16 protein-coding genes are annotated in these 23,567 nt (G+C 62.5%); 12 read left to right on the top strand and 4 right to left on the bottom strand.

Annotated elements, in window-relative coordinates; all coding sequences use genetic code 11:
• Window positions 1–222 precede the first annotated feature (222 nt).
• The 11 genes from bcsE to gshA all read left to right on the top strand — a co-directional run bounded on the left by bcsE (window position 223) and on the right by gshA (window position 17,350).
• Window positions 223–1,761 carry a cellulose biosynthesis protein BcsE gene (gene bcsE / locus CXK91_RS08475; protein ID WP_258035664.1) on the top strand — a complete coding sequence of 513 codons (1,539 nt, stop codon included), beginning with the start codon at window positions 223–225 and terminating at the stop codon, window positions 1,759–1,761.
• Window positions 1,758–1,958 (top strand): cellulose biosynthesis protein BcsF, encoded by a 201-nt coding sequence (gene bcsF, locus CXK91_RS08470; RefSeq protein ID WP_003281064.1) that lies wholly within the window; start codon window positions 1,758–1,760, stop codon window positions 1,956–1,958. Before bcsE ends, bcsF begins: the two co-directional genes overlap by 4 nt.
• Window positions 1,945–3,582: a cellulose biosynthesis protein BcsG gene (bcsG, locus tag CXK91_RS08465; RefSeq protein ID WP_103455719.1), complete on the top strand. Its 1,638-nt coding sequence runs from the start codon at window positions 1,945–1,947 to the stop codon at window positions 3,580–3,582. The genes bcsF and bcsG overlap by 14 nt, the downstream gene beginning before the upstream one ends.
• A gap of 6 nt (window positions 3,583–3,588) precedes the next feature.
• Entirely contained in the window at window positions 3,589–3,822 is a 234-nt protein-coding gene (gene bcsR / locus CXK91_RS08460; RefSeq protein WP_003281061.1) for a cellulose biosynthesis protein BcsR, read from the top strand.
• On the top strand, window positions 3,819–4,553 hold the full coding sequence (bcsQ, locus tag CXK91_RS08455) for a cellulose biosynthesis protein BcsQ (RefSeq protein WP_003281059.1): 735 nt from the start codon (window positions 3,819–3,821) through the stop codon (window positions 4,551–4,553). The genes bcsR and bcsQ overlap by 4 nt, the downstream gene beginning before the upstream one ends.
• Window positions 4,554–4,555: 2 nt before the next feature.
• Window positions 4,556–7,153, top strand: a complete 2,598-nt coding sequence (gene bcsA, locus CXK91_RS08450; protein ID WP_103455718.1) for a UDP-forming cellulose synthase catalytic subunit — start codon at window positions 4,556–4,558, stop codon at window positions 7,151–7,153.
• A complete protein-coding gene (gene bcsB / locus CXK91_RS08445; protein WP_103455717.1) occupies window positions 7,150–9,369 on the top strand; it encodes a cellulose biosynthesis cyclic di-GMP-binding regulatory protein BcsB in 2,220 nt (739 codons plus the stop codon). Before bcsA ends, bcsB begins: the two co-directional genes overlap by 4 nt.
• Before the next feature lie 15 nt (window positions 9,370–9,384).
• Window positions 9,385–12,843 carry a cellulose synthase complex outer membrane protein BcsC gene (bcsC, locus tag CXK91_RS08440; RefSeq protein WP_103455716.1) on the top strand — a complete coding sequence of 1,153 codons (3,459 nt, stop codon included), beginning with the start codon at window positions 9,385–9,387 and terminating at the stop codon, window positions 12,841–12,843.
• 91 nt (window positions 12,844–12,934) lie between these two features.
• Entirely contained in the window at window positions 12,935–15,268 is a 2,334-nt protein-coding gene (locus tag CXK91_RS08435) for a Tex family protein (protein ID WP_103455715.1), read from the top strand.
• Between the two features lie 3 nt (window positions 15,269–15,271).
• Window positions 15,272–15,661, top strand: coding sequence for a PaaI family thioesterase (locus CXK91_RS08430; protein WP_003281051.1), 390 nt, complete (start codon window positions 15,272–15,274; stop codon window positions 15,659–15,661).
• Window positions 15,662–15,772: 111 nt separating this feature from the next.
• The gene (gene gshA, locus CXK91_RS08425; protein WP_103455714.1) at window positions 15,773–17,350 is read left to right on the top strand and encodes a glutamate--cysteine ligase; all 1,578 of its coding nucleotides are present in this window, start codon (window positions 15,773–15,775) and stop codon (window positions 17,348–17,350) included.
• Between the two features lie 37 nt (window positions 17,351–17,387).
• Here gshA and argA read toward each other — a convergent pair whose 3' ends face one another.
• The 4 genes from argA to CXK91_RS08405 all read right to left on the bottom strand — a co-directional run bounded on the left by argA (window position 17,388) and on the right by CXK91_RS08405 (window position 21,997).
• Window positions 17,388–18,686 (bottom strand): amino-acid N-acetyltransferase, encoded by a 1,299-nt coding sequence (argA, locus tag CXK91_RS08420; protein ID WP_103455713.1) that lies wholly within the window; start codon window positions 18,684–18,686, stop codon window positions 17,388–17,390.
• A gap of 40 nt (window positions 18,687–18,726) precedes the next feature.
• A complete protein-coding gene (argE, locus tag CXK91_RS08415; protein WP_103455712.1) occupies window positions 18,727–19,887 on the bottom strand; it encodes an acetylornithine deacetylase in 1,161 nt (386 codons plus the stop codon).
• Window positions 19,888–20,015: 128 nt separating this feature from the next.
• A complete protein-coding gene (locus CXK91_RS08410; RefSeq protein ID WP_103455711.1) occupies window positions 20,016–21,281 on the bottom strand; it encodes an inorganic phosphate transporter in 1,266 nt (421 codons plus the stop codon).
• 38 nt (window positions 21,282–21,319) lie between these two features.
• Window positions 21,320–21,997: a TIGR00153 family protein gene (locus CXK91_RS08405; RefSeq protein WP_014821982.1), complete on the bottom strand. Its 678-nt coding sequence runs from the start codon at window positions 21,995–21,997 to the stop codon at window positions 21,320–21,322.
• Window positions 21,998–22,110: 113 nt separating this feature from the next.
• On the opposite strand from CXK91_RS08405, the gene CXK91_RS08400 reads away from it, so the two are divergent.
• Entirely contained in the window at window positions 22,111–23,475 is a 1,365-nt protein-coding gene (locus CXK91_RS08400; protein ID WP_103455710.1) for an inorganic triphosphatase, read from the top strand.
• The last annotated feature ends 92 nt before the right edge of the window (window positions 23,476–23,567 follow it).

Below are 23,567 nucleotides of genomic sequence, written 5' to 3'. Positions count from 1 at the left end.
TCAGCCAGCTTAGCTCGTCAAAACCGCTACACATGGCAACCGGCCATCGCTTCGAACTATTTGATGCTCGCAATCACTGATATCATAATGATGGCAGCATAGTCATGTTGCCATTCCCGACGAAGTGAAATGGACTGGCTCACGCCAGAGACGACCATGCCGATATCTGGCAAGGCCGCATCAGAGCGCGTCCCACTAAAAACCGCAACAGGTCACGCCACCTTGCCTACCGATAGCTTTTCCAAACAGCAACCAGCTTCGCTGGGGCTGGGCGATGGCGATGCAGGAGCCCTGACCTTGAACACCGGTCGGGTTCATTGGCTTATTGCAGAGCAGGCTAGCGACGCAGCGTTGCTATCGCAGCAAGTCATCAAGGGGCTCGGCCGAGACCACCTTGCGGTCCTGATATCAACCGACACAAAACACCAGCACCTGGTCGACAGCCTGCCCCTAGACGCCGGCCCCCGCGAACTGTTGCTTTTGACGCTGGCCGCTAACCACGTTAGCGCCTTTCTGAAGCGTACCGAGTCGGAGCTGGAGCGAGCTGTAGATGTTCGGGGCCAGCACATTATATTGGTGCTTCCCACCCAGGCATGGAATCTGTTCGGCAAACAAGCGCTGGCTGCGTGGATCGAGCGAATTGGCATCTGGCTTAGAAAGCGCCACGCAACCATGGTCATCATCAGCGATGGCATAAGTGATGACCTGAGCGATCACCTGTGCCACCTGCCCTATTCACTTGCAGGCCTCGCCTTGTTGAGTCGCACGGCATCCGGCCCCCAGCTCTTTTTGCACTTCTGGCATGCCAGCGAGGGCGTGTTGAGTGGACGTAAGTTCCCGCTTGAGTATCACCCCTGCGGCTTCAAAGTCGCGGAGACCGCCGACGCTGGGCAAAGCGCGGAGTATTCGGACCAGGGCCGCGTCCACGCCGAACGCAGTGTGCTGGAGGGCGCGCTCCACCTCTCGCCACAATGGCGGCTGTTCGACAGCAACGCTGAGCTGCTCGAGCACGCGCTGACCGCCAGAGCTGCCAGCGTTCTCTTCGCGATATCCCGAAACGAGCAACTCGACGAGCTGGCACATCTGCTCAATCAGCTGCGGCGTACGTGCGGCAACCAGCTAAAGCTGATCGTCCGCGAGATCGCACCGTGCCTGCGCTATCGCGACGAGCAGTTGTTGATTAGCGGGGGTGCCACGCTTGTGGTCCCCTTCGGTACACCGCTCACTCGTTTTCTGACCTTGGTGGAAAGTGCCCAAGGGCACGTCTGGCAAAGGCAGCTGAAAGAAATCGAAGCAAATCTCGATGAACTGAAGCCGCTCGCGCTTTGTGGGCAGCAGAGCCCCGCCAGGTTCGCCGAGGCCATTCGGAAGATGTGGACCGGAAGCGTCGCTGGCGACATCAGCCACCAGCTGATTCGTCTGCAGCCGGTGCCCGGCCTCAGCCTGGAACAGGTGCTGAGTCAGACTCGGCTGCGCAGAAACGGCGATATCGCCTGTATCGTCGAGGGTGGTCTCTACCTGTTCCTTTTTGCATGCCGCCCAGAATCGCTGGACGACGCCTTGAGCAATATATTCGGCGTCAAATGGCAAGAGCTGTTCCTGGGGCTGGAATCACTCTCCGAGCTGGACTTCCTGTCCGGTCCCGGCTTTCAGAATGACGCCTCGCCTGCCGATAGCACGCGCTCATCCACCGCTTCCAGCACGCCAAAACAGCTTTTCAAACCGCGCCCCCTGAGCCTTTCGCTGGAGGCACGAACATGAGACTCGAGCAACTGATCGAAGTCGCCGCCCTATTCGTAATGATCGGGATATGCCTTGGCTGGCTGATCGCAACAACCCGCCAGAGCATCTTTCGCTCAATTGATCGAATGCTTCCACCACGCTACCTGAAAACCACAGCGCTGCGCCGTCGTTCAGCCGACACGGTCCGGGAGGATGGCACGCATGAGCGCGCATGAACCTCTGATCGTATCAGCACCAGCGACTGCCTCCTGGCCTGGGCTCGGCACATGGAATTTGTATTTCCTGCTCAAGTTCCTGCTGATTGGCCTTGGCTTGCTGAATTTTCAACCCCTGCCCAATCTGGTGTTCGCTGCCTGCCTGGTCGTACCCCTGCCTGGCCGGGCCCTGCGAATTGCCCGTCAGCTGATCGCCATCCCGGTCGGTATCGCCCTGCTTTATCACGATACCTGGCTCCCCCCGTTCGAGCGCCTGCTCGCACAACCCGGAGTGCTCGACTTCACCCCGGCGTATCTGCTCGATCTCGCAGGCCGATTCGTTGACTGGAAACTAATCGGCCTCTGCACGTTGCTGGTCATTGCTTACAGCTACGTTGCCAGCTGGGTACGGCTGTCGGTGTTCTGTCTTGGCGGCCTGCTTTGGTTGAACCTCAGCAGCACTGCTCTGTGGGCCTACACGCCGAGCTTGGCTGCCTCCCCAGCCAGTCCGGCGCAGGGCATCAGTGCAACAGCCGCCACCAATAGCCAAGGCAATGACAGCCTCGCACTCGACAACTGGCTGGAAAACTTCTTCAAAGCCGAAGCTGCTCGCCAGACGCAATTCCCACCGCCGAGCCCGCAGAGCGCAGCATTTGACGTCGTCGTGCTGAACGTTTGTTCGCTGGCCTGGGACGACCTTGATGCGGTTGGCCTGCGCGATAACGCGCTGCTTCAACGAATGGACGTCGTTTTCGATCGCTTCAACTCGGCAACGTCATATAGCGGGCCGGCCGCCATACGATTGCTGCGCGCCAGCTGTGGCCAGCCACGCCATCAAGCGCTGTACGAGCCCGCGCCAGAGCAATGCATGTTGTTCCAGAACCTGGCCAACCTGGGCTTCCGTTCCGAAACACTGATGAACCATAACGGCCGTTTCGATGGCTTTGCCGACGAGATATCTGCGCAAGGGATGCCGCAACCTGCGCTTTCGAGCCAGCGTTTCCCGCGCTCTCTAGCGGGCTTCGACGGCTCCCCAATTGCCCGAGATCTCGACGTGCTCAGCGGCTGGTGGAAGCAGCGTCAGCAGCAGCCGGATGAGCGGGTCAGCCTCTTCTACAACAGCATTAGCCTGCACGACGGCAACCGGATCGTCGGTGCCGACGGCAAGGCCCAATCGGCCGAATACCGTCCGAGGGCGCAGCGGCTTCTGGACGATATTTCGAATTTCATCGATGAGCTGGAGCGCAGCGGTAAACCCGTGGCATTGCTGCTGGTTCCCGAACACGGTGCGGCACTGCACGGGGACCGCATGCAGATTGCCGGCATGCGCGAAATTCCACGCCCCTCCATCACCCAGGTGCCAGTCGGCTTGAAGCTGATCGGCATGACCGCTGCCGGCACCGGGCAAGCGCTTCATGTTCAGCAGCCCTCCAGCTTCCTGGCTCTTTCAGAACTGGTTTCCAGGCTCTATGCCGCGCAACGCGAAGGCAACCAGCTGGACATCAATGCGCTGATAGCCAATTTACCAAGAACCGAACCGGTTTCCGAGACCGCGGCCGCGCAGGTCATTGAACACGATGGCAAACCCTACGTACGTCTGGGCGGGCAAACCGTCTGGCTCCCTTATCCGAACCGTTTCGAGTAGCGACACATGCCCAGCCTGACCCAGCGGGTTCACAATGACGATATCGGCCGCCTAGAACGCTATCTGGGCCTGCCGGATCTCGGCTACCTGGATATTTCCGCATCACTGGAACTGGACAAGGCCATCCAGCGCTGGCCGCTGCTGCTCGAGCTTTCAGTAGTCGACGACCTCAACACTGCGCTGGACGCTGCAACGCTCGATACCATCGGCTCATCGACCGCTGACAGGCGTCCGGCATGAAAACCCTGGCTATACGAGCGCTGCGCGGCGGCCTGGGCGCCACGTCTTTGCTCGCAGATCTGGCCTTGGCCCTGCACCAGCAGGGCGAGCGCGTGCTGTTGATCGACCTCAGTCCAGACAACATGCTGCGTCTGCACTTCAACGTGGAAATCAGCCTCGAATCGGGCTGGGCGCGAGCGCAACTGGACGCAAAGGCGTGGAATGAACCGGCGCTGGAAGTCCAACCTGGATTGCACCTGCTGCCGTACGGAAGGGTGAGCGACGCTGAAGTAGCGCAGCTCGAATCAGCGCTCTGCGCGGACCGGGAATGCTGGGCACAGCGGTGCAACCTGATTTCCCATGCCTACGACTGGGTCTTGTTCGATCTGCCACAGCGGCTACCCGGCCATCGATTCGGCGTGTGCGCAACGCAGCGTGCCGACCTGCTAATCGATCTCGCAATGCCTGATGCTGCATGCCATGTGCTGCTACAGACAAGGCCACATCCGCTCGCAGACCTGTTACTGGTCAACCGCTTCAATCCGGCAAGCCAGCTGCAACGAGACCTGCTGATGATCTGGCGCAGGCGGCACGGGTTGCCACGCCAACCGCAGCTGGTGCATGAAGACGAAGCGCTCCAGGAAGCCTTGGCCCACAAATCTCCGGTGGGCCACTACGCCCCCCAAAGCCAGGCGGCGAGCGACCTGCGCAGCCTGGCGATCTGGTGCCTCTCGCAGCGATCGGAGTGCTGATCATGCGCAGTCCGCTGCATTACTTTCAAGAGATCCGGTACCGCCGTGGTGCGAGCCCTTGGGGCGCCATTAGCTGGCTGAGCTTCTACATGCTGGCCTGGCTTCTGTTCCGCCTGGAAGCGCCCGGTTGGCAATGGGTGCTGGCTGAACGTCGACGGCTATATCCGCACATTGCCGATACCCGGCCGAAGGCCGGTGATCCACTACGCATCCTGCTCCAGAGCGCTTGGCTAATCATCACGCGTCCCGTGGACGGACGTAGCGTATCGCTGTTAACGCACCCAGCCCGGCAGGCAGGCAGACGCCTGCGCACTGTCTCAGCCAGATTGGCCCAACCGGTGCGCGCTGCTGGCAGGCACGTGTCGCGACTGCAGGCACTAAAAGGCGTGCCGGCAAACACCCTGGGGGCTGAGCGCTGGTTTTCCCAGCTGTCCAAGCCTGTCAGGCAGGCCTCGACCGTCGTCATCGCACTGCTCGCGGTATTGCTTGGCATCCTTTGCATCACCGAGCCATTTGGCTATACCGCGCAGGTCACCTTCGTACTGCTGCTCTGGGGTATAGCTCTGCTCGTCAGGCGCGTTCCTGGCCGCTTCGCAGTGCTGATGCTGGTCGTCCTCTCGACCATCATTTCCTGCCGCTACCTGTGGTGGCGTTATACCGCGACGCTCCACTGGGACTCGTACTTCGACCTGACCTGCGGTCTGATCCTGCTCGCAGCAGAGACATATTCTTGGGTCGTGCTGATTCTGGGTTATCTGCAGACCAGCTGGCCGCTTGACCGTAAACCCGCCTCCCTGCCGGAGGACACCGCCGCCTGGCCGTCTGTCGATCTGCTCATCCCCACCTACAACGAAGACCTCTCGGTGGTGCGCACCACAGTCCTGGCAGCCCTGGGCCTGGACTGGCCGCGCGAAAAGCTGAAGGTCTACATCTGCGATGACGGTCGACGGGATGAATTTCGCCGCTTCGCCGAAGAAGTGGGAGTTGGATACATCACTCGCACGGACAACAACCATGCGAAGGCGGGCAACCTCAACCATGCACTGAAAGTGACCAGTGGCGAGCTGATCGCGATTTTCGATTGCGACCACATTCCAGTGCGCTCTTTTCTTCAGGTCACCACTGGCTGGTTCCTGCGCGACCCCAAACTGGCGCTGGTGCAGACCCCACATCATTTTTTTTCGCCCGATCCATTCGAGCGCAATCTCGGCTCCTTTCGCCGCCAGCCCAACGAGGGCGAGCTGTTCTACGGCCTGGTACAGAACGGTAACGACATGTGGAATGCCGCATTCTTCTGCGGATCCTGTGCCGTGCTGCGCCGCACAGCCGTTGAAGAGGTCGGCGGCTTCGCAGTCGAAACCGTTACAGAAGACGCTCACACCGCCTTGCGCCTGCACCGGGCGGGCTGGAACTCGGCCTATCTGCCGACCCCACAGGCAGCCGGTCTGGCGACCGAGAGCCTGTCGGCGCACATCGGCCAACGCATACGCTGGGCACGCGGCATGGCGCAGATCTTTCGCACCGACAATCCGCTGCTGGGACGCGGCCTGACATTTTTCCAACGTATCTGCTACGCCAATGCCATGCTGCATTTCCTCGCAGGGCTGCCCCGGCTCATATATCTGACGGCGCCGCTGGCGTTCCTGCTGCTGCATGCCTACATCATCTACGCGCCAGCGCTGATGATCGTGCTGTACGTGCTGCCGCACATGATTCACGCCAGCCTGACCAATGCGCGCATGCAGGGCGAGTACCGGCACTCCTTCTGGGGAGAGGTCTACGAGACGGTACTGGCCTGGTATATCGCGCGACCGACGACTGTAGCCCTGTTCAACCCGGGCAAAGGCAAGTTCAACGTTACCGCCAAGGGCGGTCTGATGGATCACGATCAGTTCGACTGGCGAATAGCCCGGCCGTATCTGGTGCTCGCCGTGCTCAACGTGGCCGGCCTGGGATTCGCTGTGTGGCGGCTGTTCACCGGCCCGGTCGCCGAGATCGGTACCGTTCTGGTCAGCTCCGCCTGGGTCATCTACAACCTGCTCATCATTGGCGCCGCCGTGGCCGTCGCGTCAGAGGTTAGGCAGATAAGGCGCGCCCACCGCGTAATGGCTCATCAGCCCGCATCACTCAAGCTCAGCAATGGCCACGTTTTCCCCTGCACGCTGAAGGATTTTGCCGAAGGGGGTGCCGGGCTGCAGATTCCGACTGACTTGCAAGTGGGCATGGACCAGCCGGTTTTCCTCATCCTAAAACGCGGCGATCGTGAATTCAGCTTTCCCGGTACCGCATCACGTCAGGTTGGCCAGCGTCTGGGCGTACGCCTCGACAATCTGGACCTGCGCCAACAGATCGACCTTGTTCAGTGCACCTTCGCCCGTGCCGATGTCTGGCTGAATCGGCATGAGCAGTACGAAGCCGATCGCCCGCTGCACAGCTTTTTTGAAGTCCTGCGTATCGGCGGCCGCGGCTATCACCGTCTGTTCGAGCAGCTGCCGAGCAGCCTGAGCAAACCGCTCCGCCCGCTTGTGCGCCTCGCCGTCTGGCTTTTCAGCTTCTGCCCTCGCCCCCCTGCCTATAAACCTCTGGTATCCCCGTCATGAACACCCGAACCTATCCTCGGACGCTGCTGACCTTCCTGCTTTGGGCCATCGCTACTGGCGCCACTGCAGAGCCAACGGTCGATGCCGATCTCATGCCGCCCAGCTGGGACACCAGTCGCAGCTTCAGCGACCTGGGTCGCCCGCGGGACCAGTTGATGCTGGGCATCCGCAACGCGGAGCAGGTCGAATTCCGTCTGCGCCATGATCGCATCGCTACCGATGCCACACTGCACCTGGACTACACGCCGTCACCAGCCTTGATTCCGGTGCTTTCGCATCTGCGGATCTATCTGAACGACGAGCTGATGGGGACTCTGCCGATCACCCAGGAACAGATTGGCCAGCGTGTTAGTACGGACCTGACGCTTGATCCTCGTCTGCTCGGTGATTTCAACCGGGTTCGCATCGAATTCGTAGGCCACTACAGCGATATCTGTGAGGACCCTGCGCATAGCGGCCTGTGGCTCAACCTGGGCCGCCAAAGTCGCGTCAGCCTGCGCGAGCAGGCACTGGATGTCGTCGGCGATCTGGCCTGGTTCCCACTGCCATTCTTCGACGAGCGCGACAGCCAGCGTCTGACCCTTCCCGTGGTTTTCGGGAGTTCCCCGACCACCGACGAGCAGCGGGCCGCGGGTATCCTGGCATCCTATTTCGGCAGCCTGGCGGGTTGGCGGGGCGCAAGCTTTCCAGTGATGTTCGACTCGCTACCGTCGATCAACGACCGCCCGCAGCCGGCGATAGTCTTCGCGACCAATGCTCGCCGACCATCGTTTCTTGCCGATCACCCCGCGGTCGAGGGTCCAACTGTCGAGCTGATCGAACACCCGCAGGACCGCTACAGCAAACTGCTGCTCATCAGCGGCCGGGACGAAAAAGACCTTGTCACTGCAGCGACCGCCTTGGCCATGGGTAACGGCCAGCTGCGCGGCGACAAGGTGCGCCTGGAGCGTGTCGAGCCGCCTGTTCGGATGCCGTACGATGCGCCCAACTGGATCAGGACCGACCGTGCCGTGCAGCTGTCGGAGCTGATCGACTACCCCCAACAATTGCAGGTTAGCGGCCTGCAGCCCCACCCGATCACGCTCGACGTCAACCTGCCTCCGGACCTGTTCGTCTGGCGCAATCAGGGCATTCCGCTACAGACTCGCTACCGTTACACACCGCCCACCACGACGGATGAGTCGCGCCTCAATATCAGCATCAACGACCAGTACATCAGCAGCATCGCCCTGCAAGGCAGCGACGCTCGCAGCGGTGTCGAGAACTTGCGCCTGTCCGTGCTGACCAGCGATGGGACAGCGGAACGCGAAACACTGCTCGTGCCAGCATTGAAGATGGGCATGCGCAACAAGCTGCGCTTCGAATTCAACTTCGCCAGCAAGCTGGGCAACGCTCAACGTGATCGCTGCCAGACCTACTTGCCGACCAATATCCAGGCCGCCATCGATGAGCAATCCACCATCGACCTGTCTGGGTACTATCACTACCTGGCCATGCCTGACCTGAAGGCCTTCGCTCGCACCGGCTTCCCATTCAGCCGAATGGCAGATCTGTCCGAAACGTTGGTACTGGTAGCGTCGCAGCCCGACGAGGCTCAGGTCGGGACCCTTCTGGACACCCTCGCTCTGATCGGCTCGCATACCGGCTACCCCGCCTACGGCGTTCGCCTCACAGACGACTGGAGCAAGGCCCAGGAGGTCGATGCCGATTTGCTCCTGCTTGGCCCAATGCCGCAACAGCTGTTGGACAGCTCGACATTTCCGGTCCTGCTCGAGGCATCCCGTAGTTGGGTGCAAAGTGGTGGAGCGACGCCCGATGGCGCGCCAAACGGAAATCTCGGCATGACCGCCAACGGCCCGCTGGCCGCAGTCGTTGGTCAGCAATCGCCCTTCCATGCTCAGCGCAGCCTGGTCGCGCTGCTGGCCTCCGGGCCGCAGGACTATCGCCTGCTCCGCGACGCGTTGACCGACTCCGGCAAACAGGAAGCCTTCGCCGGAACGGTAACCCTGATTCGCAACAGCGGTGTTAGCAGCCACTTCGTCGGTGAGCAGTATTACGTCGGCGAGCTGCCGTGGTGGCTGCTGCTGTGGTTCCACCTCTCGTCGCATCCCGTGCTGTTGGCATTTCTTGCTGCCGTCAGCGTGGTGCTATTCGCTATCGTGCTGTGGCGAGCGCTGCGCTGGGCCGCCCGTCGGCGCCTGGCTGACTCGGAGTAAGCCGGGTGATCCGTCATGCGTAAATTCCAGCTGGCGCTCGTCGCTGCTTTGCTTCCCGTTTGGTGCCACGCCCAAGTACCGGAAAACCGGGCCGGGCAAACCGACTGGCTTCTCGCGCAAGTCAGAGCAGCCGAAGCGGTGAGCCGCGATGAACTGGTGCGTGATGCACTGGCGCGCCTTCAACTCGTTGCGCCTGGTGACCCGCAGGCCGTGCTGGCAGAGATGCGGCTTGCCTTGCGCCAGCGGGATTCGCAACGAGTAAAGACACTGCAACAGGTGCTGCAGCAAGCAGCGCCAAACAGCGAAGCCGAACGCGACGCGCGCGTGCTTTACGCGCTGAGCGGCAAGACCGGACAGCAGCAGCTTCAGGAAGCGCGACTGGCCGCTATGGCAGGTCGCCCCGAAGACGCGCTGCGCGGATTCAGAGCGCTGTATGGCGACAACCCACCGACACTGGAGCTGGCGGTCGAGTACTGGCGTGTGCGTAGCGCTCAGCCAGGCCAGCGAGCCCAGGCAATCGATGCACTGCGGCGCATCGACGAGCAATACCCCGGAAACCCGCCCGCACTGCAGCTCCTGGCCAATCTGCTGTTCGACGAAGGACAGGACAAGTCCGCGCTGGCACTGCTTGCCGAGCTGGGCCGCAATCCTGCCGCGACCGATGCGGCGGCCCAGCGGGAATTCGAATACCTCGCAACACGGCGAATCGACGACTCCAGCGCGAAATCCTGGAAAGGCTTTCTGCAGCGTTATCCAGCCGGGCGTTTCGCCAAAGATGCACAAGCAAACCTGGAGCGAAGCCAACGGCTGCTTGCCGATCCGTTCTGGCGCGCCGGGCAGGAGGGCTTGAGCTTGCTTGATCGCGGCCAGGACGAAGCCGCCGAAGCCAAGCTGAGGCAGGCGCTACGCGGCCACCCGCAAGACCCCGAGCTACTCGGCGGCCTGGGCCTGGCCTTGATGCGGCCGGGTCATCGCCAGGAGGCTCTGGTGTATTTTGGGCGCGCCAAAAAGCACGAAGAAGACATCGACAACCTGGGCAAGTGGAACGACCTGATCACCTCGACCCGCTATTGGCTCACCCTGGAAAAAGCCGATCAGGCGCTTGAACGGCAACACACCGACGAGGCACAGGCCCTGTACACGAGCGCGCTCAGGCAGCAGCCGGATAGCGCCTTCGCCAAGCTGGGGCTCGCTCAAGTCGCCGAAGCACAAGGCCGACTAGCCGAAGCGGAAACCGGATATCAGCAGCTGCTCCGCCGGGAGCCGGGCAATGCCAGTGCAGCCCGAGGATTGCTCCGTCTTTACCAGGCACAGTCCCCGGAACGCGCACTCGCGTTCATCGATACGCTCAGCATCAGCCAACGAAGTTCCTTCACCGAACTGCGCAATAGCCTGCTGTTGGCCCGCTACCAGCTAATCGCCGAACAGGCATTGGATCGCGACGATCTGCCTTCGGCGATCACAGCCCTGCGGCAGGCTCGCAGCCTTGCGCCAGCGGACCCCTGGCTGGCTTATCGCCTGGCAGGCTCCTTACAACAGCAGCAAGCCTTCACGGAGGCCGATGCGGTATTCAACGACCTGCTGAAGCGGCAGCCCAGCGATCCGGTCTCGCGTTACGCCCATGCGCTCTATCTTTCGGGAACAGCGCGCGACGCACAGGCGATCGCCAGCCTCCATCACATCAGCGAGCATGACTGGGATGACGACATGCGCTCCCTTGCGACGCGCCTCGAGCGCCGGGAACTGATGTCGCGCATCGATAAGCTACGCGACAGCGGGCGGGAGTCGGTTGCCGTCGAGCTGATGCAGGAGCGGCTGCGCAAAAACGGTGATTCGGTAGACGATCTGCTGGTGCTGGCTGACTGGGCTGCGATACGCGGCGAGCCCGCAGTGGCCGAACCCTATGTGGAGCGCGCGCTGCACCTCGACCCCGCTCATCCGGAAGCTCGCTTGATGCGCATCGAGCTGCTGCTTGCCATGGGACGAACCGATGACGCCCGACAGGCTCTGCAAACAGCAACGCCCGCATTAGCGGAGGGTGACTGGAACGCCCACCGACGGCTGGCCAATAGCTGGGCTGCGGTCGGTGAGCGGCGCAAAGCGCGGCAGATGCTTCTAGAGACCGAAGCACGACTGGAGCGGCCCGATCCCCTGTTCCGACGAGATACTGCGCGGCTTGTCGCAGACGTCGACCCGGCCGCAGCCATGACTTACTACCGGCAGGCACTGATTGATGCCGAGCTGTTGGCCACATCCGCCAGCGACGCGGAGCTGACCCAGGCCACCCGACAGAACGAAGAGGATGACTGGCTGGTTCGCAGCCTTCGCCGCGACACGGCAGCCCTTCACCAGCAACAGGACACCACCTTAACCCTGCAGCACGACCACGGCTGGCGTAACGATGACGGCACCCCGGGCATTTCCGAGCTGCTCACGGACACGACGCTGTTGCACCTGGAAACCCCGGCAGCGAGCGGACGCAGTTTCCTACGCGCCGAACGCCTTGCACTTGATGCCGGCAGGCTTGAAGACGACGCTCCCTTTGGCGCTTGTAGGGCAGTAGGCGGCTGCGCCGACCAGAGCCAGCGAGGCACGGCGATGCTGCTTGCAGGTGGTTGGCGCAGCGAGCGCCTGGAAGCGGATCTGGGCCTGACGGAAGGCTTCGAGATAAACAATGTCTACGGTGGCGTGACTGGAAGAGGCGATCTGAATCCCGTCAGCTGGTCGCTAAGCGCATCACGGCGCCCGATGAGCAACTCGCTGTTGTCCTACGGCGGCGCCCGCGACCCGGTGACCGGAACCAGTTGGGGGGCGGTAACCGCAAACGGCACGAGCCTGGGCTTGAGCTGGGACGAAGGCGGTGCCCATGGCCTGTGGTCATCGCTGGGGTACCACTGGCTGCTAGGGGACAATGTCGCCAGCAATAGCCGCTTCACGGCAATGACCGGCTACTACTACAAACTTGTCGACCGCGCCGACGAGCGCGTCCGAACGGGACTGACCTTCATCCATTTCGGCTATGACAAGGACCTGAGCGGCCACACTCTGGGCCATGGCGGATACTGGAGCCCTCAGAAATACAACTCCATCAGCGTTCCGGTCAGCTACGGCTGGCGCAATGAAGACTGGTCCGTGCTACTGGAAAGCAGTGTCGGCTGGTCCGTATCGCAAAGCGATGGCAGCCGTGACTATCCGCTGGCTTCGCTAAGGAGCAAGGTGGCGGCGATCAACGAGGATGTCGCGAACCGCACGAGCGAGGGCTCAACCAGTCAAGGCGTCAGCTATCGGCTACAAGGCCTTTTCGAGCGCCGGCTCAGCGATCACTTCGTGCTCGGAGGTGGCATCAGCCTGCTGCAGAGCGACGAGTATGCGCCCAGTCGCGCATTGCTCTATCTGCGCTACAGCTTCATGCCTTGGCGGGGCGACCTTGCGCTGCCCATAGAGCCACTTCTGCCGTACGCAGACTTCAGATGACTGCGCGGTAACCGACCCAGCCAGAGCATGGGCAGTTATACTTGCCCGCTTTTCTGGCCGGCCGGCCGTCATTCCGCCCGCAGGACATCACATGGATAGCATCAACACCCGCATTGCCGCAGAACTGGGCGTGCGCCCGCAACAGGTTGCCGCCACCGTGGCGCTGCTCGACGAAGGCTCCACCGTGCCCTTCATCGCCCGCTACCGCAAGGAAGTAACCGGCAGCCTCGACGATACCCAGCTGCGCTTGCTCGAAGAACGCCTGCGCTACATGCGCGAACTGGATGATCGCCGTGCGTCGATCCTCGCCAGCATCGAAGAGCAGGGCAAGCTGACAGCCGAGCTCAAGCGCGACATCGACCTCGCCGACACCAAGACCCGCCTCGAAGACCTTTACTTGCCCTACAAGCAGAAACGTCGGACCAAGGGCCAGATCGCCCTGGAAGCTGGCCTCGGCGAGCTGGCGGATGCGATCTTCGCCGATCCCGAACTGAACCCTGAAAGCGAGGCGGCCCGTTTCGTCGATTCCGAAAAGGGATTCGCCGACGTCAAGGCCGTGCTCGAAGGTGCCAAATACATCCTCATGGAGCGCTTTGCCGAAGACGCCAACCTGCTGGCCAAGCTGCGCGACTTCCTCACCCACAACGCAACCCTGAGTGCGCGCCTGGTGCCCGGCAAAGAACACGAGGGCGCCAAGTTCAGCGACTATTTCGAGCATGACGAGCCACTCAAGAGCGCACCGTCGCACCGCGCCCTGGCGATATTCCGCGGGCGCAACGAAGGTGTGCTCAGCGTAAGCCTGAAGGTCGGTGATGAAACCCCGGGCGCCATGCACCCGGGCGAAGTGATGATCGGCGAGCGCTTCGGCATCGCCAACCGCGGTCGAGCAGCGGATAAGTGGCTCGGCGAAGTGGTGCGCTGGACCTGGAAGGTCAAGCTCTACACCCATTTGGAAACCGACCTGCTCGGTGAGCTGCGCGACAAGGCCGAGGATGACGCCATTGGCGTGTTCGCCCGCAACATGCACGACCTGTTGTTGGCCGCCCCGGCTGGGCCACGCGCCACCCTTGGTCTCGATCCGGGCCTGCGCACCGGCTGCAAGGTGGCGGTGGTCGATGCCACTGGCAAGCTGCTGGACACCGCCACCGTCTACCCGCACGCGCCGCGTAACGATTGGGACGGCACGCTGGCCGTGCTGGCCAAGCTCTGCGCCAAACACGCAGTCGACCTGATTGCCATCGGCAACGGCACAGCCAGCCGTGAAAGCGACAGGCTCGCGGCCGACCTGATCAAGCAGGTGCCGGGCCTGAAGTTGACCAAAGTAATGGTCTCCGAAGCAGGCGCCTCGGTGTATTCGGCCTCGGAGCTCGCTGCCAAGGAGTTCCCGGATCTGGACGTTTCGATCCGCGGCGCCGTATCCATTGCCCGCCGCCTGCAGGACCCGCTGGCCGAACTGGTGAAGATCGATCCGAAGGCGATTGGCGTCGGCCAATATCAGCACGACGTTTCCCAGCTCAAGCTGGCGCGCTCGCTGGATGCCGTGGTTGAGGATTGCGTGAATGCCGTCGGCGTCGACGTCAATACCGCCTCGGTTGCGCTGCTGGCGCGCATTTCCGGCCTCAACACCACCCTGGCGCAGAACATCGTCGCCTACCGTGACGCCAACGGCGCGTTCAAGGCCCGTAGCGAGCTGAAGAAAGTGCCGCGCCTGGGCGACAAGACCTTCGAACAAGCCGCCGGCTTCCTGCGGGTCATGAATGGCAGCAATCCGCTGGACGCTTCGGCTGTCCACCCGGAGACCTATCCGCTGGTCAAGCGCATTGCCCAGGATACCGGTCGCGATATCCGCTCGCTGATCGGCGACTCGGCCTTCCTCAAGCGCCTCGACCCCAAGCAGTTCACCGATGAGAGCTTCGGCCTTGTGACCGTCAGCGACATCCTGCAGGAACTGGAAAAACCAGGCCGCGATCCGCGCCCCGAGTTCAAGACCGCCGAGTTCCAGGACGGAGTGGAAAAGCTCAGCGACCTGACGCCGGGCATGGTGCTCGAAGGTGTGGTCACCAACGTGACCAACTTCGGCGCCTTCGTTGACATCGGTGTGCATCAGGACGGTCTGGTGCACATCAGCGCCCTGTCGGAGAAGTTCGTCAAGGACCCGTACGAGGTGGTCAAGGCCGGCGACATCGTCAAGGTCAAGGTCATGGAAGTGGACATCCCGCGTCAGCGCGTCGGCTTGTCCATGCGCATGAGCGACACGCCGGGCGCCAAGGCTGACGGTCCACGAGGTGGGCAATCGCGCGGTGCCGGCGGGCAGCCACGCGGCAATGCGCCACGCAGCGAGCGCCATGCCAAGGAAGACAAGCCGGCACCGGCAAACGCAGCCATGGCCGCGCTGTTCGCCAATGCCAAGCAGCTGAGGAAATGAGTCATGAGCACTGAAGTCGAGGCGGTGGGCAACTCCAGCGCCTTCGGCCGCCTGCTCGGCCTGGAGATCCACCAGGTCGGCAACGGCGAGGCCGTTCTTGGCCTGACCATGCACGACGGCCTGCGCAACCTGCACGGCAAGCTGCACGGCGGTGCGCTGTTCTCGCTGATCGACACCGCCATGGGCCAGGCCAGCCACAGCCTGGGCGACGGTTCGCCGAACAGCATGACGCTGGAGTGCAAGGTCAACTACATCCGCCCGGTGACCGATGGCGAACTGCGCTGTCGCGCCTGGGTGGTGCATGGCGGCCGGCGGACTCAGGTGCTCGAAGCCGAGGTGCATCAGGGCGAAAAACTGATCGCCAAGGCCCAGGCGACCTTCGCCTGCCTGTAGAGCTGCAAGCTGCGTGCGAAAGCCAGCGTGGTTATTCTTGACGCCTGCAGCTTGAAGCTTGCCGTTTCCCACCCCATATTGGGGCGACTGTCGCGTGAAGGAATCCACAAGTTGAGCGCACTTCTCTCCCACCGCCTGGCGTTGCTGGCCGAGCCTTCCCATCTGCCGCTGCTCAGCCAATGCCTGCACGGGATCGAACGTGAATGCCTGCGCGTCGACGCTCGCGGCCAGCTGGCGATGACCCCGCACCCCGCTGCACTGGGCTCTGCCCTGACTCACCCGCAGATCACCACTGATTATTCGGAGGCGCTGCTGGAGTTCATCACTGGCACCGACCAGGACCCGAACAACACGCTGGCTGAGCTTGAAGCCATTCACCGCTTCACCTACGCCAAGCTTGGCGACGAGTTTCTCTGGAGCCCGTCGATGCCCTGCCCGCTGCCGGCCGAGGCGGATATCCCGATCGCCGAATACGGCAGCTCGAACATCGGCCGGCTCAAGCACGTTTACCGCCAAGGCCTGGCCCTGCGCTACGGCAAAACCATGCAGTGCATCGCCGGCATTCACTACAACTTCTCGCTTCCCGAGGCGTTGTGGCCGGTGCTACAGGCCGATGATGGCGATACCCGCTCGGCGCAGGACTACCGCTCGACGCGCTATATCGGCGTGATTCGCAACTTCCGTCGCTACAGCTGGCTGCTGATGTATCTGTTCGGCGCGTCGCCGGCGCTGGATGCCGGCTTTCTGCGCGGTCGCCAGCACCAGCTCGAAGCACTCGACGCCGACACCCTGTACCTGCCGTATGCCACCAGCCTGCGCATGAGCGATCTGGGCTATCAGAACAATGCCCAGGCCGGGCTCACCCCCTGCTACGACAACCTAGAAAGCTACACCGAAAGCCTCTTCCGCGCGGTCTCCACGCCTTATGCGCCTTACGAGGCGTTGGGCACCAAGGACGCCGCAGGCAACTGGCAGCAGCTCAACACCAACGTGCTGCAGATCGAAAACGAGTACTACTCCAATATCCGCCCGAAGCGCGTCACCGCCACTGGCGAGCGGCCGTTGCAGGCGCTGCGGGCACGCGGCATTCAGTACATCGAAGTGCGTTGCCTGGATATCAACCCGTACCTGCCATTGGGCATCGACCTCAGCGAGGCGCGCTTTCTCGACGCCTTCCTGCTGTTCTGTGCTCTGGACGATAGCCCCTGCCTGGCCGATGGCGAATGTGGCGCAGCTACCGACAACTTCCTCAAGGTAGTCAAGGAAGGCCGCCGTCCCGGGCTCAAATTACAGCGCTGTAGTGGGGATGTCCTGCTCAGTGACTGGGCCAACCAGTTGCTCGACGAGATCGGCCAGGTTGCCGCCGTCCTCGACCGCAGCCATGGCGATTCGCAGCATGTCGAGGCGCTTGCCGAGCAGCGCGCCAAGGTCGCTGACAGCAGCCTTACGCCGTCGGCCCGCGTACTCGACGAACTGCGCCGCAGCGGAGAAAGCTTCAGCCAGTTCTCCATGCGTCAAACCCTGGCCCACGCTGACTACTTCCGCAGCCGGGCGCCGAGTGTCAGCGAGCTGGACCAGTTCGAATCCGCTGCACACCAATCGCTGCAACGCCAGGCGGACATGGAAGCGGCGGACGAGCTGGATTTCGACAGTTTCGTCGTCGAGTACCAGCGCAGCCTCAGCCTCTGAGCGCAGCCCTGGCGGGCGCAACGCCCGCCAGCATGGCTTAAAGCGGTTTTTCGAAGATCTTCGAGTTGCGCTGGAAGTTGTACAGCGAGGCACGCGCCGCTGGCAGGCGGTCCACGTCGATCGGCTCGAAGCCACGCTCGCGGAACCAGTGAGCGGTGCGTGTGGTGAGGACGATGAGTTTTTTCAGCCCCAGCTTGCGCGCGCGCTCCTCGATACGCTCCAGCAACTCGTCGCCGCGGCCACCGTGGCGGTATTCCGGATTGACCGCCAGACAGGCCAGCTCGCCGGCATCCGAATCGGCAATCGGATAAAGCGCGGCGCAGGCGATGATCAGACCGTCGCGCTCGACGATGCTGAACTGCTCGACCTCCCGCTCCAGCACTTCGCGCGAGCGCCGTACCAGAATGCCCTGCTCCTCCAGTGGCGTAATCAGATCGATGAGGCCGCCAACATCCTCGATGGTCGCCTCGCGCAACTGCTCGAACTGCTCCTGCGTCACCAACGTGCCGCCACCATCGCGGGTGAACAGTTCGTTGAGCAAAGCGCCGTTATCGGCATAGCTGACCACATGGCTGCGACGTACGCCGCCACGGCAAGCCTGCGCCGCGGCGTCGAGCAGCTCGGCCTGATACTGGCTGCCGAGCCGTTCGACGTACGCTGGGATCTGCTGCGGGCGCAGCTCTCGCACGAGCTTGCCGCTCTCGTCGAGCAATCCGGGCTCGGCGCCGTAGAGCACCAGCTTGTCGGCCTGCAGATCGATAGCGGCCCGCGTGGCGACGTCCTCGCACGCCAGGTTGAAGATCTCGCCGGTCGGTGAATAGCCTAGCGGCGAGAGCAGCACGATTGTGCGCTCGTCCAGCAACCGGCCAATGCCCTTGCGGTCGATGCGCCGCACTTCGCCGGTGTGGTGATAGTCGACGCCATCGAGCACGCCGATCGGGCGTGCCGTGACGAAGTTGCCACCGGCCACGCGCAGCCGCGCACCCTGCATGGGCGATGCGGCCATATCCATCGACAGGCGCGCCTCCAGCGCGATGCGCATATGCCCGACTGCGTCGATCACGCACTCCATGGTCGGCGTATCGGTGACACGCAGGTCACGGTGGAATCGCGGTTCGATGCCTCTTGCCGCCAGGCGCGCCTCGATCTGCGGGCGTGAACCGAATACCAGCACCAGACGCACGCCGAGACTGTGCAGCAGTACAAGATCGTGAACGATGTTGGCGAAATTGGCGTGTTCCACGCCATCGCCCGGCAACATCACGACGAAGGTGCGATCACGGTGCGAGTTGATGTAGGGCGAGGAGTCGCGAAGCCAGGTGACGTAGTCGTGCATGGAAAGCCTTTGTGGCGAAGCTGTTCGTCTGGAAATGGAGTCAGTTCGGGGCAGTCTGCGGCTGCAAGCAATAGTGCTCGATCATCCGGCGCAGCAACTGGATGGTCGGCTCTATGCGGTCGAGTTGTAGATACTCATCGGGCTGGTGCGCGCAGGCAATGTCGCCGGGGCCCAGCACCAGGGTCTCGCAGCCAAGCTGCTGAAGATAAGGCGCTTCGGTGGCAAACGCCACCGCCTCAGCCTGGTGGCCGGTGAGGCGCTCGGCCAGGCGCACCAGCTCGCTTTCCGCCGCCTGCTCGAAGGCTGGCACCGCGGGGAACAGCGGCGCCAAGTCGATCTTCACCTGATGCTGCTCGGCCACTGGCTGCAGGCGCTGGCTGATGATCGCCCGCAGCTGCTGGGGGTCCATGCCTGGCAATGGGCGTAGATCGAATTCCAGTGCGCACTGGCCGCAGATGCGGTTGGGGTTGTCACCACCGTGGATGCAGCCGAAGTTGAGTGTCGGCTTGGGCACGTCGAACAGCGGGTTATCGTATTCCGCCTGCCACTGCCGACGCAGCGTGATCATCTCGCCGATCACGCCGTGCATGGCTTCCAGTGCGCTGTGACCATAGGCCGGGTTCGACGAATGCCCACTCTGCCCGAGGATGTCGATGCGCTCCATCATGATGCCCTTGTGCAGGCGCACCGGGCGCAGGCCGGTAGGCTCGCCGATCACAGCGGCCCGCCCCAGCGGCTGGCCGGCATCGGCCAGGGCACGGGCGCCGGACATCGAACTCTCTTCGTCACAGGTCGCGAGAATCAGCAGCGGGCGCCGAAACGGCTCGCTCAAAAGCGGCCGCACCGCCTCGATGATCAGAGCGAAAAAACCCTTCATGTCGCAGCTGCCAAGACCGTACCAGCGGCCATCGGCCTCACGCAGCTTTAACGGATCGGACTTCCACAGCCCGGCGTCGAACGGCACGGTATCGCTGTGTCCAGCCAGCACCAGTCCCCCTGGACCACTGCCGTAGCTGGCAAGCAGATTGAACTTGCCGGGCGCGATTTCCGGCGTTTCGCAGACAAAACCCAACTCACCGAGCCAGGCCGCGAGCAACTCGATTACCGGTCGATTGCTCTGATCCCAGCCAGGCTGCGTACAGCTGACCGAGGGCGCCGCGAGGAGCGCAGCAAACTGCTCCTTGAATGAGGGTATGGGCACCTGCCACCTCCGTGATGCAATCGCAAAGAGCATGCAGTGAAGCATGAAATGCGCCACGGCGGGACCACGAACGAAAACGCCCCGTCAGATCGACGGGGCGTTTCGGCAGCAACGAACTGCGCGAGCGGTCAGGTGAAGATGGCGCGCAGAATGAGGAAGAACACGATAGCCAGACCCGCGCCCACCGGCAGGGTGATCAGCCAGGACATGAAGATCTTGCCGACCACGCCCAGGTTCAGGGCGCCGATTCCACGGGCGATACCCACACCGAGCACGGCACCGACCAGCGTATGGGTGGTAGAAACCGGCAGGCCGATGGCCGATGCACCAACCACGGTAGTAGCGGTGGCCAGTTCGGCAGCAAAGCCGCGGCTAGGCGTCAGCTCGGTGATCTGCTTGCCGATGGTGGCGATCACCTTGTAACCATAGGTCGCCAAGCCGAGGACGATACCGACTGCTCCCAGCAGCAGGACCCAGCCCGGTACCGCCGACTTGGAACTGATGGTGGCGACACCATCGGACTGCAGCACACCGACCACCGCAGCCAGCGGGCCCACCGCGTTTGCCACGTCATTGGAGCCGTGGGCGAAAGCCATGGAGCAGGCGGTGAAGATCATCAGCACGGCAAAGACCTTCTCCACACTGGAGAAATGAAAGGCTTTGTCCGCCTCCACATCGACTTTGATGCGCGTCAGAAGAGCGATACCTAGCAGCATTACCGCAGCACCCACCCCTACCGCCAACATGAAGCTCTGTCCGCTGCTCAGGTCCAGCCCGATGTGTTTGAGCCCCTTGGACAGGGTCATCAGCGCGACCATGAAGCCGGTGAGGAACATGTACAGCGGCACGAATCGCTTGGCGTTCTGGAAAGGCTCATCGGTATCGATGATCAGGCGCTGCACGCTGATGAACAGACCAAAGGCGATGGTGCCCGATAGCATGGGCGACACCACCCAGCTGGCGACGATTGGCCCGACGCCGCTCCAATGCACCGCATCCATCGATACGCCCACGGCGGCAAAGCCGATCACTGCACCGACGATGGAGTGCGTGGTAGATACCGGCCAGCCCTTGATCGATGCGATCAGCAACCAGGTACCGGCTGCCAGCAGCGCCGACATCATGCCCAGCACCATCAACTCCGGCGGAATGGCCGAGGCATCGACAATGCCACTCTTGATCGTTTCGGTGACTTGTCCGCCGGCCAGGTAGGCACCGCAGAACTCGAAAACCATCGCAACGACGATTGCCTGCTTGATGGTCAGCGCGCGGGAGCCTACCGAGGTACCCATGGCGTTAGCCACATCGTTGGCACCCACGCCCCAGGCCATAAAAAAACCGAACATGCAGGCAAGCACCAGGAGTACGAAGCCGTAATCCGCGATAAAGGACATAAAAATTACCTGTTGAACCCAGAAAGGACGCTGGCGCCTTAGCGCGCCAGCAATTGTTCCAGACGGTTGCCAACGCGCTCGGCGCGGTCGGCTACATCACCGATCCATTCGATGATCTTGTAGAGAAAGATCACGTCGACAGCTGGCAAATCCTTTTCCAGATGGAACAGCGCACGGCGAACCGTGATCTGCATACGGTCGGTTTCACGCTCGATTTCCTCGAGCTCTTCGACCATCTTCTCGACGAGGGTGGCTTCGCGGCCGCTGAAGCCGGTTTCCAGCAGCGAATCCAGCTCCTTCAGCGCCTTGAGCGCCTGGGCACTGGCATCGACGGTGCGCTGCACATAGGCCAGCATCTGCGGCTGCAGTGCCTGCGGGATGGTCATGCAACGGCCCAGCATCAGGCCGGCGATGTCCTTGGCGCGGTTGGCGATCTTGTCCTGTACACTCAGCAAATCAAGCAGATCGGAACGCGGCACCGGCAGGAACAGGCTTTTCGGCAGGTGCTGGCGAACACTCTTCTTCAGCTTGTCGGCCTCGTTTTCCAGCTGCGCCATCTGCTGCTGAATCTGCTCGACCTTCTCCCAGTCTTCGGCCATGACCGCTTGGAACAGCGGTACCAGGTTCGCTGCACATTCGTGCGACTTGGCCATATGCTGTTGCATCGGGCCGATTGGCGAACGTCCGAACAAGCTGACGAAAGGATTGACTGGCATAGGGTAAGGCCCCGGCTTGAAAGAGGCGGCAAGTATACGGACAGGCCATCACGCCTGCTACCGTGTGTCATCAGGCTGCAACATCAACACATCATAGGCACCCAGTCGGCATCATGCAGAAAGAAACCGAAATCAAGCTACGCGCCAGCCGCGAAACCCTGCTCGCCCTGCGCGAACATCCGCTGCTGAAGAAGCGCAACAAGAGTGGCTGGTCGCGCCATGAGCTGTTCAACCAGTATTACGACACCGCCGATCGCGCCCTCGCTCAGGCCCGGGTCGCACTGCGCCTGCGCCGCGACGGTGAGCAGTTCATCCAGACATTGAAGAGCCGCGGTCAAAGTGTCGCAGGCCTGTCGGAACGCAACGAATGGGACTGGTACCTGGACAAGGCCAAGCTCGATACCAAGAAGCTTGGTGACGATTGCTGGCCGGCCAGCCTGGCCGATCTCGACAAGAAGACCCTGAAACCGATCTTCACCACCGATTTTGTTCGCGAGAAAGCCGAGATAGCCTGGGGCCGCGGCAACGCCAAGGTGGTGATCGAAGCGGCTCTGGACCTGGGCAAGGTAAAAGCTGGCAAACAGTCCGAGGAAATCTGCGAGCTGGAGTTGGAGCTGCGCCAGGGCGATCCCCAAGCATTGCTGGAGCTGGCAGCCGAGCTGGCTGCCGACCTGCCGCTTATGCCTTGCGACATCAGCAAGGCTGAGCGCGGCTACCGCCTGCACGACGCCGACGGCTACAGCCTGCAGCTACCGCCACCGGAACTCGACGCAACCACGCCACTGGACGATGCTGTGGTCGCCCTCGGCTGGCAGCTGCTCGGCAACAGCCAGCGCCTGGCTGAGCAATACCGCTTCAATGGCCGCTGGAAACTGCTCGGCGAGTGGCTGCACCAGCTGATCGAACTGCGCGCCCTGCTCGGTAGCCTCGGCCAAGCCGCCCCTCGCGCCAGCAGTCGTGAGCTGCGTGAGCTGCTCGATGCGCTGATCCATGACTGGCGTCCGCGTGTCGATGCCGGGCAGGACGATGAAGGCGTACGCAAGGCTGCGCCGGCGCAATTCGCCGAGGAGCTTGGCCAGACCCGTTGGGGGCTGCTGTCACTCAAAGCCTCGCTGTGGCTGCTGCAGCGCAGCTGGACCGAAGGCCGCAACGCCCGTGGCGATCGGCAGGGCGCCGCCGAGCTGGGCAAGTGGCTCGTGCATCTGTTGGCAGAAGAGGCCAAGGCGCTGCAACTACCGCGCTATCAGCAGCAACCCGAAGACCTCGCCGAACAGAGCCCGCGCATGGAACGGCTGCTGGTCTGGCTGCACCTAGCCCGCAGCGTGCTGGAACTGCCGGAAGTCGATCGTCTGTACGGCGAGCTGGCCAAGCTGCATGAACTGGCCCGCCAGCCCATCGACGAGCAAGCGCTGGAACTGCGCGTCGAACAGGCGCACCTGGTCTGGACGCTCAAGGCCTGGAAGCAGCTGGAGAAATAAGCTCGAAAGCCGGCGCAGGCTGCTCAAAGTTGGACCCCGGCGGCAGACAGCGCCGGGGTTTAGCGGCAAGCTTGGCTTTTCCGCCGCCGTAT

This window comes from Stutzerimonas stutzeri, assembly GCF_002909485.1.
Lineage (GTDB): Bacteria > Pseudomonadota > Gammaproteobacteria > Pseudomonadales > Pseudomonadaceae > Stutzerimonas > Stutzerimonas stutzeri_AH.
The sequence above is the reverse complement of the archived record's forward strand: the minus strand, read 5'-3'. Positions and strand labels throughout refer to the sequence as shown.

Bases quoted from the DNA above. Each gene is read 5' to 3' on its own strand.
- bcsF (WP_003281064.1), top strand. From the start codon at position 1,758: ATGAGACTCGAGCAACTGATCGAAGTCGCCGCCCTATTCGTAATGATC.
- CXK91_RS08410 (WP_103455711.1), bottom strand. From the start codon at position 21,281: ATGTCCTTTATCGCGGATTACGGCTTCGTACTCCTGGTGCTTGCCTGC.
- CXK91_RS08400 (WP_103455710.1), top strand. From the start codon at position 22,111: ATGCAGAAAGAAACCGAAATCAAGCTACGCGCCAGCCGCGAAACCCTG.
- bcsC (WP_103455716.1), top strand. From the start codon at position 9,385: ATGCGTAAATTCCAGCTGGCGCTCGTCGCTGCTTTGCTTCCCGTTTGG.
- CXK91_RS08430 (WP_003281051.1), top strand. From the start codon at position 15,272: ATGAGCACTGAAGTCGAGGCGGTGGGCAACTCCAGCGCCTTCGGCCGC.
- bcsQ (WP_003281059.1), top strand. From the start codon at position 3,819: ATGAAAACCCTGGCTATACGAGCGCTGCGCGGCGGCCTGGGCGCCACG.
- bcsA (WP_103455718.1), top strand. From the start codon at position 4,556: ATGCGCAGTCCGCTGCATTACTTTCAAGAGATCCGGTACCGCCGTGGT.
- bcsB (WP_103455717.1), top strand. From the start codon at position 7,150: ATGAACACCCGAACCTATCCTCGGACGCTGCTGACCTTCCTGCTTTGG.
- CXK91_RS08435 (WP_103455715.1), top strand. From the start codon at position 12,935: ATGGATAGCATCAACACCCGCATTGCCGCAGAACTGGGCGTGCGCCCG.
- argA (WP_103455713.1), bottom strand. From the start codon at position 18,686: ATGCACGACTACGTCACCTGGCTTCGCGACTCCTCGCCCTACATCAAC.
- bcsG (WP_103455719.1), top strand. From the start codon at position 1,945: ATGAGCGCGCATGAACCTCTGATCGTATCAGCACCAGCGACTGCCTCC.
- bcsR (WP_003281061.1), top strand. From the start codon at position 3,589: ATGCCCAGCCTGACCCAGCGGGTTCACAATGACGATATCGGCCGCCTA.
- CXK91_RS08405 (WP_014821982.1), bottom strand. From the start codon at position 21,997: ATGCCAGTCAATCCTTTCGTCAGCTTGTTCGGACGTTCGCCAATCGGC.